A 20574-nucleotide genomic window follows, 5' to 3' on the forward strand; every position below is an offset into this window, starting at 1 on the left:
GTCGCGGGCGCGCGCGGCCGTCAGGGCGCGGGCGGGAACAGCACGGGTATCGCCGAGACCAGGTGCGAGGCCCGGTCCAGGGCGCTGGCCAGCAGTGCCAGGTCGGTCGGCCCGTTGCCCAGCTCGCGTACCGGGCGGCGGGCCGGTGGATCGCCCATCCGCTCCCACTCCACCGGGACCACAGTCGGCCTCAGGGTCGCCGTCCGGGGGATCCGGCCGGTGACCCGGCCCGCCTGGAACGGGACCGTCCGGCCGTCCCCGAAGCGGAGCAGGCCGCGGCCCGGGCCCGGCTGGTCGGGGGCCTCGAGCTCCACGCGCAGGGTCGTGAGCCGGGCCGGCCCGGTCTCCGCCGTGAGGTCCGGGCGGGCGCTGGTGGCGACCAGGTGCACGCCGAGCCGGGCGCCCTCGCGGGCCACCGCCTCCAGCGCCCGGACCACCGAGCCGGCGGCGGGGCGGCCGGTACTGCCCAGCCCCGGCGAGACCAGCGCGTCGAGGTCGTCCACGAGCACCACCAGGCGGGGCAGCGGGCTGGGCCCGGCCGGATCGGTACGCGGCGCCGCGGCGCGCAGCCGGAGCGTGCCGGTGCGCTGGGGGTCGAGGTCACCGCGCTGCTCGCCCGGGGTGGGGCGGCGCGGCGAGACCATCCGGTCGGACACCTCGCGCTGCGCGTGCCACTCGGCGAAGGACAGCTCCGCCAGCAGCTCGGAGCGGCGCTTGAGCTCCGCGCCCAGCGCCTGCGCGAACTCCCGCATGCGCAGCGGATCGGAGGCGACCAGGTGGGCGCAGACGTGCGGCAGTTCGGTGCAGGGCAGCAGCCCGTCGCCGCGCTCCCCGCCGGCCCCGTCGAGCAGGAGCAGCCCGAGCCGGTCGGGCCGGGCGGCCGCGGACAGCGAGGCGGCCACCGAGCGCAGCAGCTCGGTACGCCCGCTGCCGGCGGGCCCCTCGATGAGCAGGTGCGGGCCGTCGTGGACGAGCTCGGTGCCGACGGGGCCGCGCCGGCCGCTGCCCAGCACGATCTCGGCGAGGCCGCCCACGCCCTGCCCCTGGTCGGTGGCGGCGGCCCACCGGGCCATCAGGGAGGCCGGGGTGGCCCGGGCCAGCCCCAGCTCGTCCAGTAGCCGGGCGGTGGCGGGCAGCGTGGCCGCGGACGGCCGGTACGCCGCGGCCGCGGAGCCGCCCTCGGCGGTGCGCAGCGGGGCCAGGGCGCGGGCGAAGCGCTCGGCCCAGGCGGCGGAGACGGCGTCGGCGGTGGCGGTGCCCCCGACGGGGACCGGCCGGCCGCCGCTGATCTCGAAGGTCCGTACGGCCGTGGCCACGTCGCCGCTGAGCAGCGCGACCGCGCCGCAGTGCCGGAAGGCGGGCGCGCCCGCGCAGGCGGCCTCGTACGTCTCGGCGACCGGGGAGGCGGGGGTGGCGGCCGGGGCCTCGGCGAGCGCGAGCACGTGGATACCGGCGGCCGGGCCGTGCGAGGCGAGCCGTCCGGTGATGTCGCGCAGCGGGCCCGCCCCGGGATCGCCGTCGATCACGACGAGCGTGTACGGGCCGTCGTATACGGCGGCGGCCCGCCGGACCTGCCCGGCGTCGGCGGCGGCCCAGTGCACGCCGAGGGGGCCCTCGTCGAGCCGGCGGGTCAGCTCACCCGTACGGGCGACGGCCTGGTCGCGGTCGTAGGCGAGGAGCAGGCGGCAGTCCTGGCCGTGCGCGGGCCGCACGTGGGGCAGCCAGCCGAGCCAGCCCCAGTCGGCGCGCCGGTCGGCGAGGCTGCGCGCCCGGTCGGTGGAGACGAGGACGATCTCCAGCTGGCCCGGTGCGTGCAGTCCCGCCATCTGCGCGACCACCCAGCGGGCGACCCCGGCCAGCCGGGCCCGCGGTCCGGCGAGCCCGAGGGCGCCGACGGCGGGCAGGGACACCCGGCTGCCGGCGCCGAGCCCCACGTCGAGCACGGCGAGCCGCCCGGTCGTACGGGACCACAGGCGCTCGGTGGGGCCCATCGCGGCCAGCAGCAGCGCGGCGGGGTCGTCGGGGTCGGGGGCGGCGGCCGTCGGTTCCTGCGGGGCCCCGGTCGGCTCCTCGCCCCGTACCCACTTGCGGGCCCAGGCCCCGATGCCCTTGCGGCGCCCGGCTCCGGCGGCTGCCGCGCCGCCGGAGTCGGGGGCTTCGGGGGCCTCGGCGGGTCCGGGGGCGTGCGCCGCCGGCGCGGGGGCGGCGGTGTCCGCCCCGGGGAGCGGGCCGGGCGGCGGGCCCGGGTCGAGGGGCGGGGCGGAGACCGAGAGGTGGCCCTGGAGGTCCGGCACCGTGGCCAGCGCGGGTGCGCCCGCGGACGCCAGCCGCAGGGTGGACTCGCCGACCCGCAGCAGCGCCCCCGGGGGCAGGGCGACGGGCTGCGGGCCCACCGGGGCGCCGTCCAGGGTGGTGCCGTTCGTCGAGTCCAGGTCTGCGACCACGACCCGCCCGTCGCGGATCACGGTCACCGCGCAGTGCAGCCGGGAGACGTCGGGATCGTCCAGCGGGACGTCGGCGTCGGCGGAGCGGCCCACCCGGATCTGCCCGCTGTGCAGCAGGTGCACTCCGCCCGCGTCGGGTCCCGCGACCACGTGCAGCTGGGGTGTGCCCAGACCGTCCTCGGGCAGGACGTCCGGCACCGGGCCGTGCAGGGCCAGCACCGCGCCGTCCACGAGCGGCGGCTCCCCGAGCACCCGCCGCTGGAGGTCGAGGCGCTCGGAGCCGGCGTACAGGACGACCGTGCCTCCGGTGTCGGGTCCGCCGACGGTCGCCGCGAGGCCGGAGGCGACCGCGGCCAGCGCGGTACCGGCGGGCGCGGTGACGAGTACGTCACAGCTCGCGGGGGCGGTCGCGGTCTGGTGGCCGCTGCGCGACCCAAGGACGGTCAGCCGGATCTGCATCGCCGTCAGCGGTCCCTTCTGCGCGGTGCGCGGTGTGTGCGCCCGGCAGGGGAATCCCGTGACATGACCGTCCGGTCGCCCCCCACCCGGCACGGACGCGTCGTCCGGTCAGGTCTGCCCGGAAGGCGGGGCTCCCGTCCCGTGCCGTTCCGTACGGGTGCATCCTCGCACCTGTCACGGACAACACGCCCGGCACCCGGCAACAAATGATCTTGATGTGATCCGACCCGGGGCGGACCCCGGCCGGATCCGGACGGCGAGGTGGCGAAAGACGGGGAAAAACGCCTCCGGCATACCCCACAAACATCACCCTCCGTACATATGTGCGGCAACCAACCTCCGAGGTCCGGCGTCTTCCCGGGGGACAGCCCCTAGAGTGGGCCGGAAAACCAATCAGCAGAACGACCACATCAGGACGACAGCAGGGGAGCGCGAGACGTGCGGCCAGTCGGCAGCAAATACCTGCTCGAGGAGCCGCTCGGGCGCGGCGCCACGGGCACTGTCTGGCGTGCCCGCCAGAGGGAGGCCGCCGGCGCGGAGGCGGCCGTGGCGGGCCAGCCCGGCGAGACCGTGGCCATCAAGGTCCTCAAGGAGGAGTTGGCCCAGGATCCCGACATCGTCATGCGCTTCCTGCGGGAGCGCTCGGTCCTGCTGCGCCTGACCCACCCCAACATCGTGCGCACCCGCGACCTCGTCGTCGAGGGTGACCTGCTGGCCCTGGTCATGGACCTGATCGACGGCCCGGACCTGCACCGCTACCTCCGCGAGAACGGCCCCTTCACGCCCGTCGCCGCGAGCCTGCTGACCGCCCAGATCGCGGACGCCCTCGCCGCCAGCCACGCCGACGGAGTGGTCCACCGCGACCTGAAGCCGGCCAACGTGCTGCTCGACGAGCGCGGCGGGCAGATGAAGCCGATGCTCACCGACTTCGGCATCGCCCGCCTCGCGGACTCCCCGGGCCTGACCCGCACCCACGAGTTCGTCGGCACCCCCGCCTACGTCGCCCCCGAGTCCGCGGAAGGCCGCCCGCAGACCTCCGCCGTCGACATCTACGGCGCCGGCATCCTGCTCTACGAGCTGCTCACCGGACGCCCGCCGTTCGCCGGGGGCACCGCGCTCGAAGTGCTCCACCGCCACCTCAGCGAGGACCCGCAGCGGCCCTCGACCGTGCCCGAGCCGCTGTGGACGGTCATCGAGCGCTGCCTGCGCAAGGAGCCGAACGAGCGCCCCAGCGCCCAGAGCCTGGCCCGCGGGCTGCGCGTGGTGGCCGCCGGCATCGGCGTGCACTCCTCGGCCGCCGAGGTGGAGGCCGCGCTCGGCGTGGGCGCCCTGCTCGCGCCCGACCCCTCGCCGGCCCCGGTCCCCGAGACCCCCGGCGCCGCCGACCCCACCCAGATGCTTCCCGGGACGGGCGCGGGCGTCGGCGCGTACGACCCGAACGGCATGACCAGCGTCCTGCCGCCGGTCGGGGCGGCCGACGCCACCTCGGTGCTGCCGAGCACCGGCGGGCCCGGTGCCGACCCGACCTCGGTGATGCCCCCGGTGCAGCGGCCCGACCAGCCGCACCCGTGGCAGTCGCAGATGCAGGCCGCCCGTGACCGCAACGAGCAGACGCAGATCCAGTACCTCGACCCGAACGAGGACCCCCTGCGCCGCCGGCCGCAGCGACAGGCGCCCCCGCCGCCGCAGCACCGGCCCCAGCAGCAGCAGCCGTACCGGCAGGGCCCGCCGCCCCAGCAGCAGCAGTACCAGCAGCCGCAGCAGCCCCAGTACCGCCCGCCGCAGCAGCCGCCCCAGCAGCAGTACGCGCCTCAGCCGCCGCCGCAGCACTACCAGCCGCAGCAGCACCAGCCGTACCAGCAGCAGTCTCAGCCGCAGCAGCCCCAGTACCGCCAGCCGCAGCCGCAGCAGCAGCCCCCACAGGCTCCGCCGCAGCAGCGGCCGGCCCCCCGGGAGCCGCGCGAGCCGCGCCGTCGCAGCGCCAACCCGGTGCGCATCCCCGGCCTCGGCTGCCTCAAGGGCTGCCTGGTGCTGATCCTGGTGTTCTTCGTCGCCGGCTGGCTGATCTGGGAGCTGACCCCGCTCCAGGAGTGGGTCGGCACCGGCCGCGGCTGGTGGGACCAGGTGTGGACCTGGGGCTCCGACGTCGTCGACTGGGTCGGCACGATCGGGGATTCCGCGGGCTCGTCGGGCTCCTCGGGCCCTACGAATCCCTGACGGGAGCTCCCGTAGCGCCGACTTCGTAGATTTGTCGACTTCTGGGGGGTGATTTCGCCCCCAGAAGTGAAGGTCGCCGCGAATCCGGGCCCCTGCTGGCCTCCAAGGCCCACTCGGCCGCGTAGCTTTGGTGCGTACGCCAGCCGCTGAGGGAGCAGTCGTGGCACGGAAGATCGGCAGCCGGTACACCGCGCACCAGATCCTGGGGCGCGGCAGCGCGGGCACGGTGTGGCTGGGCGAGGGGCCTGACGGGCCCGTCGCCGTCAAACTGCTGCGCGAGGACCTCGCGTCCGACCAGGAACTCGTCGGACGGTTCGTCCAGGAGCGCAGCGCGCTGCTCGGCCTGGAGCACCCGCACGTCGTGTCCGTCCGCGACCTCGTCGTGGACGGCAACGACCTCGCCCTCGTCATGGACCTCGTCCGCGGTACGGACCTGCGCACGCGCCTCGACCGCGAGCGGCGGCTCGCCCCCGAGGCGGCCGTGGCGATCGTCGCGGACGTCGCCGACGCGCTCGCCGCGGCGCACGCGGCGGGGGTCGTCCACCGGGACGTCAAGCCGGAGAACGTCCTGCTGGACATGCAGGGCCCGCTCGGCCCGGGCGGCTCGCACCCGGCCCTGCTGACCGACTTCGGCGTGGCCAAACTGATCGACTCCCCGCGGCGGGCCTCGGCCGGCCGGGCCTCCGCCCCGACGACCCGGATCATCGGCACCCCCGACTACCTGGCGCCGGAGATCGTGGAGGGCCTGCCCCCGCGGGCCGCGGTGGACATATACGCCCTGGCCACGGTCCTGTACGAGCTGCTGGCCGGCTTCACCCCCTTCGGCGGGGGCCACCCGGGAGCGGTCCTGCGGCGGCACGTGACCGAGACGGTCGTCCCGCTGCCGGGCATCCCCGACGAGCTGTGGCAGCTCATCGTGCAGTGCCTGGCCAAGGCCCCGGCCTCGCGGCTGCGGGCCTCGGAGCTGTCGGTCCGGCTGCGGGACCTGCTCCCGATGCTGGCCGGGATGCCGCCGCTGGACGTGGACGAGCCGGACGACGCCGATCCGGACCCCGAGCCCTCGGAGGAGCCGGCGGCGGACCCGGTCCGGCGGCGGGGCGTTGTCCCGCTCGTGCCGGGCTCGGCGACCGACTCCAACCGGGACACCCACACCTCGATGCGCGTGCCGGGGCCGGACGAGCTGGCGGGCGGGGCGCTGGGCACCGCCCGCGTACCGCGTCCGGCGGGCGGCCACCGGCCGGGCTCCGCCCGGCACCGCGCCGAGGCCGCGCGCAAGCGCCGGCTGGTGCTGTCCGTGTCGGCCCTCGCGCTGGCCGCGGCGGTCGGGCTGGGCACGTGGCTGGCCGTCTCGGGCGACGACCCGGCCCCCCGGCAGGACAACAAGCAGTCGGTCCCGCGGGTCCCGTGACGCCGTGCGGCGCCGTGGTCGGGGGCGCTGCCCCCGAACCCCCGCGCCTCGAACGCCGGCGAGGCTGCATGTCCAGCCCCGCCGGCAGCGGGGCTTCGGCTACGCCGGGACCAGTTCCGGGTGCCAGCGCCGCGCGACGGCGGGGTGGGCGCGGACCCAGCCCTTCAGTTCGTTGCGGCCGTACTCGGCGTGCAGCGGGTTCGACTCGTCGTGCGCGACCCCGGGCGCGGAGCGCAGGTACTCGCCCGGGACGGTCTCGATCACCGCGTCCAGCCGGGGGTTGTAGAAGAACGGCACCGAGTACCGCTCCACCGCCCCGGGCGGGCTGATCACCCGGTGGTCCGTCGCCGTCAGGTAGCCCTCGGTCGCGATCTCCAGCAGCTCGCCCAGGTTCACCACGAACGCGCCCGGCATCGGCGGCACGTCCAGGTAGCCGCCGTCCCGGACCACTTGGAGGCCGCCCACCGAGTCCTGGAGCAGCAGCGTCAGGAAGCCGTAGTCCTTGTGTGCGCCGACCCCCTGGTCGGTGCCGGAGGGGGCCGATCCCGGGTAGCGGATCAGCTTGGTGTGCAGGTGCGGGCGGTCCGCGAAGGCCGCGTCGAAGAAGTCCGCCGGGGCGCCGATCGCGACGAGCAGCTCCCGCAGCAGCCGGTGGGCGACCGCCGCGAGGCGCGACTGCCAGTCCAGGACCACCGTGCGGAGCTCCGGGAGGGCGGCCGGCCACTGGTTGGGGCCCTCCAGCCACAGGTACGCCGGGTCGTCCGGGCCCACCGCCGGCGCCGGGCGCTCCGCGCCGACGTCCAGCTGGTCCCGCCAGTCGGAGGCCCCGCCGGTCAGCTCGTGGCCGATGCGGGTGTAGCCGCGGAAGTGGGGGGAGTTCAGATTGCTGACCGCGAGCCGGTCGGCCTCCGGGAGGGCGAAGAAGGCCTTGGTCAGATCGAGGATGCGGGCGCTCTCGGCGGCGGTGACGCCGTGCCCGGTCAGGTGCAGGAAACCGGAGTCCCGGGCGGCTGCGTGCAGCTTCTTCAGGAAGTCGGCCCGCTGGGCCGGGTCGTCGGCCTGGGAGAGGTCCAGGACGGGGAGGGTGTGCGCGGACGGCATGACGGCTCCGTTTCGGGATGTCACGGGGTCCTGTTCCCCAGAGGTGGCGGGGGCCGCGGGGCGGGGGGAGGGTCTCCGGCAGGGGTGGTGCCGGGACCGCGGGAGCCGCGCGTACAGGACCAAGTCGGATCGGGGTGGATCAGGCTTGGGTTCGGTCCGGCGGCAGACAGCTCGTCGTCGTGACACGCATGTGGTCCACATGGCGGCGCTTGACGAGAAGAACGGTCATACGGTGAGCGTACGCCCGTACGAGCTCTCATCAGTACGGGTGATCCGGCCTGCCCGGACGGCTTCGTCCGGGGACCGGCTACGCTGGACCCGTGGCAGTCGTCGATGTTTCCGAAGAGCTGAAGTCCCTCTCCTCGACCATGGGGTCGATCGAGGCCGTCCTGGACCTCGACAAGCTGAGGGCAGATATCGCCGTGCTCGAGGAGCAGGCCGCCGCGCCGTCCCTGTGGGACGACCCGGAGGCCGCTCAGAAGATCACGAGCAAGCTTTCGCACCTCCAGGCGGAGGTCCGTAAGACCGAGACGCTGCGGGGGCGCATCGACGACCTCGGGGTGCTCTTCGACCTCGCCCAGGAGATGGACGACGCGGACACCCTGGCCGAGGCCGAGGCCGAGCTCGTCTCCGTCCGCAAGGCGCTGGACGAGATGGAGGTCCGGACCCTGCTCTCCGGCGAGTACGCCGAGCGCGAGGCCCTGGTCAACATCCGTGCCGAGGCCGGCGGCGTCGACGCCTCCGACTTCGCCGAGCGCCTCCAGCGCATGTACCTGCGCTGGGCCGAGCGCCACGGATACTCGACGGAGATCTACGAGACCTCGTACGCGGAAGAGGCCGGCATCAAGTCGACCACCTTCGTCGTCAAGGCCCCGTACGCCTACGGGACGCTCTCGGTCGAGCAGGGCACCCACCGCCTCGTGCGGATCTCGCCCTTCGACAACCAGGGCCGCCGCCAGACCTCCTTCGCGGGCGTCGAGGTGCTCCCGGTCGTCGAGACCAGCGACCACGTCGAGATCGACGAGGCCGAGCTGCGCGTCGACGTGTACCGCGCCTCCGGCCCCGGCGGCCAGGGCGTCAACACCACCGACTCCGCGGTGCGCATCACGCACCTGCCGACCGGCATCGTGGTCTCCTGCCAGAACGAGCGCTCGCAGATCCAGAACAAGGCCAGCGCGATGAACGTCCTCCAGGCCAAGCTGCTCGAGCGGCGCCGCCAGGAGGAGAAGGACAAGATGGACGCCCTGAAGGACGGCGGCAGCTCCTGGGGCAACCAGATGCGCTCCTACGTCCTGCACCCGTACCAGATGGTCAAGGACCTGCGGACGGAGTTCGAGGTCGGCAACCCGCAGGCGGTGCTCGACGGCGAGATCGACGGCTTCCTGGAGGCCGGAATCCGCTGGCGCAAGCAGCAGGAGCAGACCGCGTAACGACGCGGCACGCGACGCAGCACGAGGAGAAGGGCCCGGACACCAGGTGTCCGGGCCCTTCTCGCGCAGCTGATCGGGACGCGGCACGGATACCGCGCGCACCGCGACGGGCGCGGTGAGGACGGCCTAGGCGGCGTGCTGGGCCACCAGCGCCAGAGCTGCCACGAGGACCACCATGAGCACGATGAGGGTCACGGGGTTCAGGCCGGAGAAGGGGCTGCCCTCCTGCTGGAGGCGCTCCCGGTTCGCCCGGCACACCGGGCAGCGGCCCTGGCTGACGGGTGCGGCGCAGTTCGCGCACACGAGCCGGTCATATGTCATGCGCTCCTCCTCTCGTCCCCTCGGTCTTGTCGTTGCGTACAACGGTGCGGGGGCCCGGACCGTTCCCCCTACCACTGTGCCAGCTTCGCCGACATTCGGCGCGGCCCGTCCGGGCAATCACGGTCCGGAGCGCCGACGCCACGGGATAAAACGGGCAAGTCCGGAGGCCGGGTCCACACCTCGCGCCCGTTCGCGTATGGTCACGCACACCTACTCCCGGCGACCGTGGTGCACCCGTGATCCGATTCGACAGTGTCTCCAAGTCCTACCCGAAGCAGAGCCGTCCCGCACTCAGAGAAGTCTCCCTCGACATTGCGAAGGGCGAGTTCGTCTTCCTCGTCGGCTCCTCCGGCTCCGGCAAGTCCACGTTCCTGCGCCTGATCCTGCGCGAGGAACGGGCGAGCCACGGCCAGGTGCACGTCCTGGGCAAGGACCTCGCCAAGCTCTCCAACTGGAAGGTTCCGCAGATGCGGCGCCAGTTGGGGACCGTCTTCCAGGACTTCCGCCTGCTGCCCAACAAGACGGTGGCCGAGAACGTGGCCTTCGCCCAGGAGGTCATCGGCAAGCCGCGCGGCGAGATCCGCAAGGCCGTCCCGCAGGTCCTCGAACTCGTGGGCCTGGGCGGCAAGGAGGACCGCATGCCCGGCGAGCTCTCCGGCGGTGAGCAGCAGCGCGTGGCCATCGCCCGCGCCTTCGTCAACCGCCCCGCCCTGCTGATCGCGGACGAGCCCACCGGCAACCTCGACCCCCAGACCTCGGTCGGGATCATGAAGCTGCTGGACCGGATCAACCGGACCGGTACCACGGTGATCATGGCCACACACGACCAGCAGATCGTCGACCAGATGCGCAAGCGCGTCATCGAACTCGAAAAGGGCCGACTCGTGCGCGACCAGTCGCGCGGCGTCTACGGCTACCAGCACTGAAAGGTCCCTGAGACGCAATGCGCGCCCAGTTCGTCATGTCGGAGATCGGCGTCGGTCTCCGTCGCAATCTCACCATGACCTTCGCGGTCATCATCTCCGTGGCCCTCTCGCTGGCCCTGTTCGGCGGCTCCCTGCTCATGCGCGAGCAGGTGAGCCGGATGAAGGGCTTCTGGTACGACAAGGCCAACGTCTCGATCTACCTCTGCAACAAGCAGGACGCCCAGGAGGCCGGCGAGGCCGCCGCCAAGCCGGACGGTTCGGCGAGCGGCTCCGGTGGCGTCGCCACCTGCCGCAAGGGCGCCGTGACCGACGAGCAGAAGAAGCAGATCGAGTCCGAGCTCAAGCAGATGTCGCTGGTCAAGAGCGTCGCGTACGAGTCGGCGGACGAGGCGTACAAGCACTACCAGGAGCAGTACGGGCACACCGCGCTCGCCTCCTCCATCACGCCCGACCAGATGCAGGAGTCCTTCCGGGTCAAGCTCAAGAACCCGGAGAAGTACAAGGTGGTCACCTCCGCCTTCGCGGGCCGCGACGGCATCCACACCGTCGACGACCAGCGCAAGGAGATCGACGACCTCTTCCGGATCCTGAACTACCTCAACTACGCGGCCCTCGGCATCATGTTGATCATGTTGATCGTGGCGCTGCTGCTGATCGTCAACACCGTGCGCGTCTCGGCATTCAGCCGCAGGCGGGAGACCGGGATCATGCGGCTGGTGGGTGCCTCCAGCTTCTACATCCAGGTCCCCTTCATCATGGAGGCGGCCGTCGCCGGCCTCATCGGCGCGCTCTTCGCCTGCGCCATGCTCGTCTCCGGGCAGTACTTCGTGATCGACCACGGCGTCGGACTGCGCGACAAGATCCAGCTGATCGACTTCATGGGCTGGGGATCGGTGCTGGCCAAGCTCCCGTACGTCCTCTTCATCGGCCTCCTGATGCCCTCCATGGCCGCCTTCATCGCCCTGCGCAAGTACCTGAAGGTGTGACAAGCGCCCCGCGAGCGGTCCGGTCAACCAGCCGTACCGGCGCGGGGCTTGTCCTAGACTCGGCGCCATGCTGGGCTTGCCGAGTATTCCCGCCTTCTGTCTCCGGCCCCGCGACCTGCGTCGCGGGGCCGTTTTGACGTTGGCCTTCCTCGCCGCCGTCGGTGCCGGTGCGTACACCGGCTGCTGGGACCGCGAGGAGGGCGCCGCGGCCGCCGCGGCGCTGACCGGCGCCCCCGCGCCCGAAGCCCCGCGCCAGGCCGGCACGGCCGACCGGGAGGCGGTCGCCCGGGCCGCCGCGGAGGCCGTCGCCGAGGGCAAGTCCGGCAAGAAGGCCGCGCAGGAGGTGGTCAGCCGCAGCGGAGACCGCTGGGGCACCGTCTACGACCAGGGCGAGTACGCCGCCTTCGCCGAGGGCCTCGACGGCCGCTGGACCGGCGTCGGCGTCTGGGCGGAGCGGGCCCGCGACGGCATGATCAAGGTCGACAAGGTCCAGCCCGGCAGCCCCGCCGCCCGGGCCGGACTGCGCGCCGGGGACCGGCTGCTGAGCGTCGACGGGCACACCGTGACCGGCCTGGCCGTCGCCGACGTCGTCGCCCTGCTGCGCGGCGAGGCCGGCACCCCCGTCGTACTGAACCTGAGCCGGGACGGCGCCGACCTCACCGAGACCGTGCGCCGCGAGCAGCTGCGCACCGAGCCGGTGGCCGTACGCCGGCGCCCGGACGGGGTCACGGTCATCAAGGTGGTCTCCTTCACCCGCGGTTCCGGCGAGCGCGTCAAGGCCGCCGTGCGCGCGGCCCCGCCCGGCGAGGGGGTCGTGCTGGACCTGCGCGGCAATCCGGGCGGCCTGGTCGCCGAGGCGGTCACCGCAGCCTCGGCCTTCCTGGACGGCGGGCTGGTGGCCACGTACGACGTACGCGGCGAACAGCGGGTCCTGTACGCGGCCCCGGGCGGCGACACCGCCCGGCCGCTGGTGGCCCTCGTCGACGGCGGCACGATGAGCGCGGCCGAGCTGGTGACGGGCGCGCTGCAGGACCGGGGCCGGGCCGTGGCGGTGGGCAGCCGGACCTTCGGCAAGGGCTCCGTGCAGATGCCGACCGAGCTGCCGGACGGTTCGGTGGCCGAGCTGACGGTGGGCACGTACCGCACACCGGCGGGCCGGAGCCTGGACGGCGGCGGCATCACCCCGGACGTGCCGGCGGGCGAGGCGGTCGAGGAACGGGCGGTCACAGTATTGGGTGGCCTCGGAGTGGGTCCGTAGTGCGAAAATGACCGCACTATGGCTAAGGAAAAAGGGCGCAAGCTGATCGCCCAGAACAAGAAGGCGCGCCACGACTACGCGATCATCGACACCTACGAGTGCGGTCTCGTGCTCACGGGTACCGAGGTCAAGTCCATGCGCCAGGGCCGGGCCTCGCTGGTGGACGGCTTCGTGTCGGTGGAGGGCGGGGAGGCCTGGCTCTACAACGTGCACGTGCCGGAGTACAGCCAGGGCACCTGGACCAACCACAGCGCCCGGCGCAAGCGCAAGCTCCTCATGCACCGCGAGGAGATCGACAAGCTGGAGCGCAAGGCCGACGAGTCGGGTCACACGATCGTGCCCCTCTCCCTGTACTTCAAGGACGGCCGGGCGAAGGTCGAGATCGCGCTGGCGAAGGGCAAGAAGGAGTACGACAAGCGGCAGACCCTGCGGGAGAAGCAGGACACCCGCGAGACGAACCGGGCGGTCTCGGCCATCCGGCGCAAGCAGCGCGGCACGGTTTAATCACCTGGCACGCGGTGGTCCACTTCGCGTACCATGGCGTCAGCACCGCCCCCCAGGGGTCGGCGCACCTTGAAAAAACAACATGGGGATGATCGGTTTCGACAGCGGATGTCGATGCAGGGGAAGCGAGCCGAGGAAGCGGCAATGATCTCGCTAACCATATGTCGCAAAAAATAATCGCCAACTCCAAGAGCGATAACTCCCGCTTCACCCTCGCTGCCTAATAACAGTGAGCTGAAGCCTCTGTGAGGAGCGTCAGCCCGGAAGTGGTCCCGGTCCGGATCCTGGCGTCAATTAGGGATCTAAACCTCTAGCCCCGGTCACGGGGGTTGGAGGGAAACCAAACAGTGACTGAGCCCGTCGGAGACTTGTCCGTGTGATCTCCGGGGCTGAGAAAAGCGCAGCGGACTGCGCTCGGAGAAGCCCTGCTTCTGCACCGTTGGACGCGGGTTCGATTCCCGCCATCTCCACTCATCCCATGTGGGCAAAGGCCCCGCAGCCTCTCGGCTGCGGGGCCTTTGTCATGCGTCAGTAGTGGTAGCGGGCCTTGAGGACCTTCACTTCCTTGTCGTCGGCCCGGTACACGAGGCGGTGCTCGTCGTCGATGCGGCGGGACCAGTAGCCGGTCAACTCGCCCTTCAACGGCTCGGGCTTGCCGATGCCGGTGAACGGGTCGCGCTGGATCTCGCCGATCAGGCGAGTGATCCGGCGGGCCATCTTCCGGTCCGACGACAACCAGAACAGGAAGTCCTCCCAGGCGGCGGGGTCGAAGTGAACGCTCCTCACTCCTCGCCCCCGGCCAACTCCTTCAGCTCGTCCACCGTCCTCGCGACCGTGGAGGCGCCCTCGCGGTCGCGCGCGACGGCCTCCATCAAACGCTGGGCGTTGGCGGGGGAGCGCAGGAGGTAGACGGTCTCCTGCCAGGAGTCGTAGTCGTCGGCGGACATGAGGACCGCGTCACCGCTCTTGGAGGTGATGCGCACCGGGGCGTGGTCGGTGTTGACACGCTCGATCAGCGGGAACAGGGTGGCCCTGGCTTCGCTGGCGCTTATGGACATGGTGCGCTCCTCTCTCAGGGACCGGACTCGTACGAGTTTATGGTACCTCTCTGGTACCGGAAACCGGTACGACTTTCGAGGTGGCGAGGGCGGCGAGGGCCGCCGCGGCCGGGAGGGCGTAGGCCGTCGGCGGGCCCAGGTGGTCGACCAGCGCGCCGGCCGAGGCGGCGCCCAGGGCGATGCCCGCGAGGATGGCGGTCACCGCCAGGGTCATGCCCTCGTTGAGGCGGCCCTCCGGGGTGAGCGCGTGGACCCGGGACATCGCCGTCACCATCGTCGGAGCCGTGGCCATGCCCGCCAGGAGCAGGGCGGCGGCCAGCGGCAGGAGCGAGCCCGTGATCGCCGCGAGCCACGGCAGGGTCATCGCGGCGGCCATGGCGACCAGGCAGGTCCGCAGGCCGCGCGGCCGCAGCGTGCCGTAGAGCAGCCCGGCCGCGCAGGAGCCCGCCGCCTGGAGGGCCAGCACCGGGCCGGATGCGGCGCCCAGCCCCAGGTCGGCGAGGTGGGCGATCGAGGCGATCTCCATCGAGCCGAAGACCACACCGGTGGCGAGGAAGAGCGGCAGCAGCGGGGCCAGGGCGCGCAGCGGTGAGCCGCGGCGCGGGCCCGCCGACACCGGCGGCTGGGTGGCGCGGCAGGAGGTGAACACCAGCATGCCGGTCAGCAGCAGGGCGGCCGCGGTGAGGGTGCCGGCCTCGGGGAGGACCGCCGAGCAGAGGAACGCCGCCAGGACCGGGCCGAGCATGTAGCAGAGCTCGTCGGCGGCCTGCTCGAAGGACATCGCGGTGTGGTGCGCGTCCGGGGAGCCGCGCAGCAGGTACGTCCAGCGGGCGCGGGACATCCCGCCGATGTTGGGGGTGGTGGCGGTCGCGGCGTACGAGGCGAAGAGGGTCCAGGCGGGGGCCCCGGTACGGACGCACGCGATCAGGGACAGCGAGCCCAGGACCGCGACCAGGGTGGCGGGGACGGCGATCCGGGCCTGCCCGTACCGGTCGACCAGCCGGGCGGTCCACGGCGCGACCAGCGCGGTGGCGGCCATCCCGGTCGCCGTGACCGCACCGGCGAGGGCGTACGAGCCGCGCTGGCCGGCGATCATCATCACCGCGCTGACCCCGAACATGCCCATCGGCAGGCGGGCGAGGAGGTTCCCGGCGGTGAAGCCGCGGGTGCCGGGCAGCGCGAACAGCCGGCGGTAGGGGCCCTGCGGGCGCGGCCGCGGGGGAGCGCGGTCGGGGAGGGGCGGTGCGGGCGGTGCGGCGAGGACGAGGGTGCTGCCGGTGACGGACATGAGGGGCATGGCCACCACCCTCGGCCGGGACCCCGCGCGGCGTCCAACACCTGTCCGGAGGCCATTCACATCGATCTGTTGTTAGTCTCCGGGGATGATGCCCCGTGACGTGGACCCCCGCCTGCTGCGCGGGTTCGTCGCCGTGGCCGAGGAGCTGCACTTCACCCGCGCGGCCGCCCGGCTCTACGTCGCCCAGCAGGCGCTGAGCCGCGACGTACGGCGCCTCGAAGAGGCCCTCGGCACCACGCTGTTCGTCCGGACGACCCGCGCCGTCGAGCCGACCCCCGACGGGGAGCGGCTGCTGCCCCTCGCCCGGCGGGTGCTGGCCGCGCACGAAGCGGTCGCCGCCGCCTTCGCCGCCCCCCGGGCGCTGCTCGTCGACCTGAACACCGACGGGCCCAGCACCGCGCGCACCGTCCTGGAGCGGGCCCGCGACATCGCCCCGGAGTGCGAGCTGATGGCCCGCTGGGAGAGCGGGCTGACGTACGCCGCCGCCGAGGTCGCCGCCGGCCGCCTCGACGTCTCCTTCGGGTACGCCGCCGGGCTGGACCCGGCCACGCGCTCCCGCATCGCCCACCGGCCCGTGCGGTACGAGCCGCTCGCCGTGCTGCTGCCCGAGGGGCACCCGCTGGCCGGGCGGGCGACCGTACCGCTGGACGCGCTGGCCGGGGAGACCGTGTACGCCGGCGCCGGGAACCCGCGCACGCTGGAGTGGACGGGGCTGGCGCGCGAACTGTTCGCCGGGCGGGGGATCCTGATGGCCCCGCCGGCACCGGTGGCCATGGGCAAGGACGAGTTCCGCCGGGTCATGGCCAAGACCGGCAACCCCGTACTGGTGACCGTCGACTTCGTCGACATGCCCGGCAGCGTGAAGCGGCCGCTCGTCGACCCGGTACCGCTGTCCCCGCTGTCCATGGTGTGGCGCAAGGGCTTCACCCACCCCGGTCTGGAAGCGCTGCACCGGGCCGCGGCCACCCTCTGCGCCGAACACGGCTGGCTGGAAGTGCCCCCGGCGAGCTGGCGCCCGGCCGCGCTCACAGGTGCCCCCGGCGGCGGGTGAGAGCAAGGTTTCCCGGCGGTCATCCGGCGGGGACCGGGGCGGAAACGCGCCGTTCCTACGGTCGTACCACGGACGCGACAGCTGTGGAGGCGTGTGATGACCGGTACGACCGCACCGCGCAAAGGGGGCCGCTGGATCGAGCGGTGGGACCCCGAGGACGAGACCTTCTGGAAGGAGACGGGGGAGCGGACCGCCCGCCGCAACCTGGTCTACTCCGTGTTCTCCGAGCACATCGGCTTCTCCATCTGGTCGCTCTGGTCCGTGATGGTCCTCTTCATGGGACCGGCTTACGGGATCGACCCGGCCGGCAAGTTCTTCCTCATCGCGACCGCGACCCTGGTCGGCGCGGTCGTCCGGGTCCCGTACACCTTCGCCGTCGCCCGCTTCGGCGGCCGGAACTGGACCGTCGTCAGCGCGCTGCTGCTGCTCGCGCCGACGGTCGCCGCGATCGTGGTGATGGAGCCCGGGACCTCGTACGGCACCTTCCTGGTCGTCGCGGCCCTCACCGGCGTCGGCGGCGGCAACTTCGCCTCCTCCATGACCAACATCAACGCCTTCTTCCCGCTGCGCAAGAAGGGCTGGGCGCTCGGCCTGAACGCCGGCGGCGGCAACATCGGCGTGCCCGTGGTGCAGCTCGCCGGCCTGCTGGTCATCGCGACGGCCGGGGCCGCGCACCCGCGCTACCTGCTGGGCGCCTACATCCCGCTGATCGTCCTCGCGGCCGTCCTGGCGGCGGTACGGATGGACAACCTGGCGCCCGTGCGCAACGACACCGGCGCGGTCCGCGAGGCGCTGAAGGACGCGCACACCTGGATCATGGCGTTCCTCTACATCGGCACCTTCGGGTCCTTCATCGGCTACAGCTTCGCCTTCGGACTGGTGCTGCAGACCCAGTTCGGCCGCACCCCCCTCCAGGCCGCCTCACTGACCTTCATGGGGCCGCTGCTCGGATCGCTGATCAGGCCGGTGGGCGGGGCCCTCGCGGACCGGTTCGGCGGGGCCCGGATCACCCTGGGCACCTTCGTGGCGATGGCGGCGGCGACCGCAGTGGTGGTGTTCGCCTCCCAGCGGTCCTCGCTGCCGGTCTTCCTCGTCGGGTTCGTGGCGCTGTTCGTCCTGAGCGGGCTCGGCAACGGATCGACCTACAAGATGATCCCGGGCATCTTCCAGGCGAAGGCGCTGGCGCGCGGCATGAGCGGCGAGGCCGCGGCCGCGTACGGACGGCGGCTCTCCGGCGCCTCCATGGGGCTCATCGGGGCCGTCGGCGCGCTCGGCGGACTCGGCATCAACCTCGTCTTCCGGGAGGCCTTCCGCACCTCCGGCTCCGGAACGGCGGCCTTCGTCACCTTCCTCGGCTTCTACGCCCTGTGCTGCGCCGTGACGTGGGCGGTATACCTTCGCCGCCCCGCGGCCCCGGCGGTCCACGCGGTCGGCGTCGAGACGAAACCGCAGCTCACGTCGGTGTAACCGGGGCGAAATACGGGTGAACCGAGTCCGACACGACAGCTTGGCAGGCTCGGTCCGCCCGTACCGCCCCCACCGCTCCGCATGCGTCACTAGGCAGGTCACGATGGTCACGATGGACGATACGAACACCGGCCCGCTCGCGGGCTTCACCGTCGGGGTCACGGCAGCCCGGCGGGCGGACGAGCTCATCGCCCTGCTGCGGCGGCGCGGGGCGGCCGTACTGCACGCGCCGGCGCTGCGCATCGTGCCGCTCGCCGACGACAGCGAGCTGCTGGCCGCCACGAAGGAACTGATCGACTGCGCGCCGGACGTGGTCGTGGCCACCACCGCGATCGGCTTCCGGGGATGGATCGAGGCGGCCGACGGGTGGGGCATCGGCGAGGACCTGCTGGAGCGGCTGCGCGCCGCCGAACTGCTGGCGCGCGGACCGAAGGTGAAGGGCGCCATCCGGGCCGCCGGGCTCGTGGAGACCTGGTCCCCGGACTCCGAATCGCTCGCCGAGGTACTGGAGCGGCTGCTGTCGGCGGGGGTGGCCGGCCGGCGGATCGCGCTCCAGCTGCACGGGGAGCCGCTGCCCGGCTTCGTCGAGGCGCTGCGGGCCGGCGGCGCCGAGGTGGTGGTGGTCCCGGTGTACCGGTGGATGGCCCCCGAGGACCTCGCGCCGCTGGACCGGCTGCTGGACGCGGTGGTCGCCGGCGCAGTGGACGCCGTCAGCTTCACCTCCGCGCCGGCGGCGGCCTCGCTGCTGTCCCGGGCCGAGGAGCGCGGGCAGCGGGACGCCGTACTGGACGCACTGCGCGGCAGGCTGCTGTCCGCGTGCGTGGGCCCGGTGACCGCGCTGCCGCTCCAGGCGCACGGCGTGGACACCGTGCAGCCGGAGCGGTTCCGGCTGGGCCCGCTGGTGCAGTTGCTCTGCCGCGAACTGCCCGGCCGGGCGCGGGTGCTGCCGGTGGCCGGGCACCGGGTGGAGATCCGCGGCCACGCGGTCCTGGTGGACACGCAGTTGCGGCCCGTCCCGCCGGCGGGCATGGCCCTGCTGCGGGCGCTGGCGCGGCGCCCGGGCTGGGTGGTCTCCCGCGCGGACCTGCTGCGCGCACTGCCGGGCGCGGGCCGGGACGAGCACGCGGTGGAGACGGCGATGGCCCGCCTGCGGGTGGCGCTCGGGGCGCCGAACCTGATCCAGACGGTGGTCAAGCGCGGCTACCGGCTCTCCCTGGACGCGGGCGGGGAGGCCAAGTACGGGGAGCTTCCCGCCGACGCGGTGACGGCCAGGGGCGTCCTCGGCTAGCGTGCCGGGGTGATCATTGACGGGGTCGAGATGAGGGGCGTCGTGCTCGGCGACGCCGCCGGGCTGGCCGAGGCGTTCGCCCGGAACCGCGCGTTCATGGCGCACGTCGAGCCGGTCCGGCCGGACGCGTTCTACACGGAGGACGGCCAGCGGGAGCGGCTGGAGGGCGTGCTCGCGGAACGGGACGCGGGGCGGATCGTCCCGTACGTGTTCGTCGAGACGGCCACGGGTGCGCCCGTCGGCGCGATCAACCTCGGCTCGATCGCGTACGGGCCGCTGTGCAGCGGCGGTCTCGGGTACTGGGTCGACCCCGCGTGGCACGGCAAGGGGCTGGCCACCGCCGGGGTGGAGGAGGTCTGCCGGGTCGCCCGCGAGGAGCTGGGCCTGCACCGGGTGGAGGCGGGCACCCTCGTCGACAACCTGGCCTCGCAGCGGGTGCTGGCGAAGGCGGGCTTCGAACCGTACGGCCTCGCGCCGCGGTACCTGCACATCAACGGCGCCTGGCGCGACCACCGCCTCTTCCAGCGCCTCCTCCACGACGACCCCCCGGCCTGACCCGGTGGAGCCGGGTTTCCCGGGGCTCCGCCCCAGACCCCGCGCCTCGAACGCCGGCGAGGCTGAGATCGGCCGGCGAGGCTGGGACGGGCCCACCGGTTCGGGGGCTTCCGCTGTGGCCCGCCGGGCGGCAATCTGGTACGGCACCCCCACGACGGGAGGCTGACGGCATGCGGTTCGATTCCGGGCGGGTCTGCCTGGACCTGGTGGCCACCTTCACCCCCCACGAGGCGATCCCGGACGGAGACGAGCTGCGGCTGTGGCTCGCCGGGGCCGGCCTGGTCCCCGACCGCACGCCGCTCGCCCGGGTGGGGCCCGACTGGGCCGCGGCCTTCCGGGCCCTGCGCGCCGACGTGGAAACCCTCGTACGGGCGGAGCTGCTCGGCACCGATCCCGACGACCACGCCCTCGCCCGGGTCAACGCCCTGGCCGCCGGACCACCCCCGGGACTGTGTGCCGTACGGGACCAGGAAGGGCACCTCGTACGGGAGTTGTGCGGCGGCGTGGAGTGCGGCGCGCTGCTCGCGGCCGTCGCCCGCGACGCCGTCGAGCTGCTGACCGACCCCGGTGACCGGGCCCTGCTGCGGGCCTGCGACGGCGACGGCTGCACCCGCGTCTACCTGGACACTTCCCGCGGGCACCGGCGCCGCTGGTGCTCCAGCGAGCGCTGCGGCAACCGCGAGCGGGTGGCCCGGCACCGCCGCCGGGCCCTGGCCGCCGGATCCCGCTAGACGGGCGCACCGCCCCGCGTACCACCAGGCGAGACCCATTCCGGAACGGGCGTGCGGACAAGGGGCCGATTCG

The 20574-nt window shown here is 73.4% G+C and carries 18 protein-coding genes and 1 other RNA gene; 13 read left to right on the plus strand and 6 right to left on the minus strand.

What is annotated here, in order from left to right; all coding sequences use genetic code 11:
• Positions 1-20: 20 nt before the first annotated feature.
• Positions 21-2903, minus strand: a complete 2883-nt coding sequence (locus B6R96_RS21945) for an FHA domain-containing protein (RefSeq protein WP_081523362.1) — start codon at positions 2901-2903, stop codon at positions 21-23.
• A 438-nt stretch (positions 2904-3341) separates the two neighbouring features.
• Between B6R96_RS21945 and B6R96_RS21950 the strand changes: the two genes are divergently transcribed.
• Together B6R96_RS21950 and B6R96_RS21955 are read left to right on the plus strand one after the other, a co-directional pair.
• Positions 3342-5120 (plus strand): serine/threonine-protein kinase, encoded by a 1779-nt coding sequence (locus B6R96_RS21950; RefSeq protein WP_081523363.1) that lies wholly within the window; start codon positions 3342-3344, stop codon positions 5118-5120.
• Between the two features lie 160 nt (positions 5121-5280).
• Complete coding sequence (locus B6R96_RS21955; protein ID WP_081523365.1) at positions 5281-6528, plus strand: serine/threonine-protein kinase; 1248 nt, start codon at positions 5281-5283, stop codon at positions 6526-6528.
• Between the two features lie 99 nt (positions 6529-6627).
• Here B6R96_RS21955 and B6R96_RS21960 read toward each other — a convergent pair whose 3' ends face one another.
• A complete protein-coding gene (locus tag B6R96_RS21960; protein ID WP_081523366.1) occupies positions 6628-7629 on the minus strand; it encodes an isopenicillin N synthase family dioxygenase in 1002 nt (333 codons plus the stop codon).
• 320 nt (positions 7630-7949) lie between these two features.
• On the opposite strand from B6R96_RS21960, the gene prfB reads away from it, so the two are divergent.
• Positions 7950-9059 (plus strand): peptide chain release factor 2, encoded by a 1110-nt coding sequence (gene prfB / locus B6R96_RS21965; RefSeq protein WP_030011326.1) that lies wholly within the window; start codon positions 7950-7952, stop codon positions 9057-9059.
• Between the two features lie 126 nt (positions 9060-9185).
• Here prfB and B6R96_RS21970 read toward each other — a convergent pair whose 3' ends face one another.
• Positions 9186-9380 carry a hypothetical protein gene (locus tag B6R96_RS21970; protein ID WP_030388650.1) on the minus strand — a complete coding sequence of 65 codons (195 nt, stop codon included), beginning with the start codon at positions 9378-9380 and terminating at the stop codon, positions 9186-9188.
• Between the two features lie 236 nt (positions 9381-9616).
• On the opposite strand from B6R96_RS21970, the gene ftsE reads away from it, so the two are divergent.
• The 5 genes from ftsE (at position 9617) to ssrA (ending at position 13527) form a co-directional block, all read left to right on the plus strand.
• Positions 9617-10306 carry a cell division ATP-binding protein FtsE gene (gene ftsE / locus B6R96_RS21975; protein WP_030388651.1) on the plus strand — a complete coding sequence of 230 codons (690 nt, stop codon included), beginning with the start codon at positions 9617-9619 and terminating at the stop codon, positions 10304-10306.
• A gap of 17 nt (positions 10307-10323) precedes the next feature.
• Positions 10324-11292 (plus strand): permease-like cell division protein FtsX, encoded by a 969-nt coding sequence (ftsX, locus tag B6R96_RS21980; protein WP_030388652.1) that lies wholly within the window; start codon positions 10324-10326, stop codon positions 11290-11292.
• 67 nt (positions 11293-11359) lie between these two features.
• Entirely contained in the window at positions 11360-12550 is a 1191-nt protein-coding gene (locus tag B6R96_RS21985; RefSeq protein WP_081523368.1) for a S41 family peptidase, read from the plus strand.
• 18 nt (positions 12551-12568) lie between these two features.
• Positions 12569-13054: an SsrA-binding protein SmpB gene (smpB, locus tag B6R96_RS21990; RefSeq protein WP_030388654.1), complete on the plus strand. Its 486-nt coding sequence runs from the start codon at positions 12569-12571 to the stop codon at positions 13052-13054.
• Between the two features lie 84 nt (positions 13055-13138).
• Positions 13139-13527, plus strand: a transfer-messenger RNA (tmRNA) gene (ssrA, locus tag B6R96_RS21995).
• A 55-nt stretch (positions 13528-13582) separates the two neighbouring features.
• Here the strand turns inward: ssrA and B6R96_RS22000 are convergent.
• Genes B6R96_RS22000 through B6R96_RS22010 form a run of 3 tightly spaced genes read right to left on the minus strand, consistent with a single transcriptional unit; the run spans position 13583 to position 15400 of the window.
• A complete protein-coding gene (locus tag B6R96_RS22000) occupies positions 13583-13840 on the minus strand; it encodes a Txe/YoeB family addiction module toxin (RefSeq protein ID WP_081523370.1) in 258 nt (85 codons plus the stop codon).
• The gene (locus B6R96_RS22005; protein WP_081523372.1) at positions 13837-14112 is read right to left on the minus strand and encodes a type II toxin-antitoxin system Phd/YefM family antitoxin; all 276 of its coding nucleotides are present in this window, start codon (positions 14110-14112) and stop codon (positions 13837-13839) included. Before B6R96_RS22005 ends, B6R96_RS22000 begins: the two co-directional genes overlap by 4 nt.
• 37 nt (positions 14113-14149) lie before the next feature.
• On the minus strand, positions 14150-15400 hold the full coding sequence (locus B6R96_RS22010; RefSeq protein ID WP_081525196.1) for an MFS transporter: 1251 nt from the start codon (positions 15398-15400) through the stop codon (positions 14150-14152).
• 94 nt (positions 15401-15494) lie between these two features.
• Between B6R96_RS22010 and B6R96_RS22015 the strand changes: the two genes are divergently transcribed.
• From B6R96_RS22015 to B6R96_RS22035, 5 genes are all read left to right on the plus strand, one after another.
• The gene (locus B6R96_RS22015; RefSeq protein WP_037861036.1) at positions 15495-16460 is read left to right on the plus strand and encodes a LysR family transcriptional regulator; all 966 of its coding nucleotides are present in this window, start codon (positions 15495-15497) and stop codon (positions 16458-16460) included.
• Positions 16461-16556: 96 nt separating this feature from the next.
• A complete protein-coding gene (locus tag B6R96_RS22020; RefSeq protein WP_053702260.1) occupies positions 16557-17927 on the plus strand; it encodes a nitrate/nitrite transporter in 1371 nt (456 codons plus the stop codon).
• Between the two features lie 112 nt (positions 17928-18039).
• A complete protein-coding gene (locus tag B6R96_RS22025; protein ID WP_053702259.1) occupies positions 18040-19215 on the plus strand; it encodes a uroporphyrinogen-III synthase in 1176 nt (391 codons plus the stop codon).
• A gap of 30 nt (positions 19216-19245) precedes the next feature.
• Positions 19246-19770, plus strand: a complete 525-nt coding sequence (locus tag B6R96_RS22030) for a GNAT family N-acetyltransferase (protein WP_081523373.1) — start codon at positions 19246-19248, stop codon at positions 19768-19770.
• 170 nt (positions 19771-19940) lie between these two features.
• A complete protein-coding gene (locus B6R96_RS22035) occupies positions 19941-20501 on the plus strand; it encodes a CGNR zinc finger domain-containing protein (RefSeq protein WP_081523374.1) in 561 nt (186 codons plus the stop codon).
• The last annotated feature ends 73 nt before the right edge of the window (positions 20502-20574 follow it).

It is taken from the genome of Streptomyces sp. Sge12 (genome assembly GCF_002080455.1).
GTDB lineage: Bacteria > Actinomycetota > Actinomycetes > Streptomycetales > Streptomycetaceae > Streptomyces.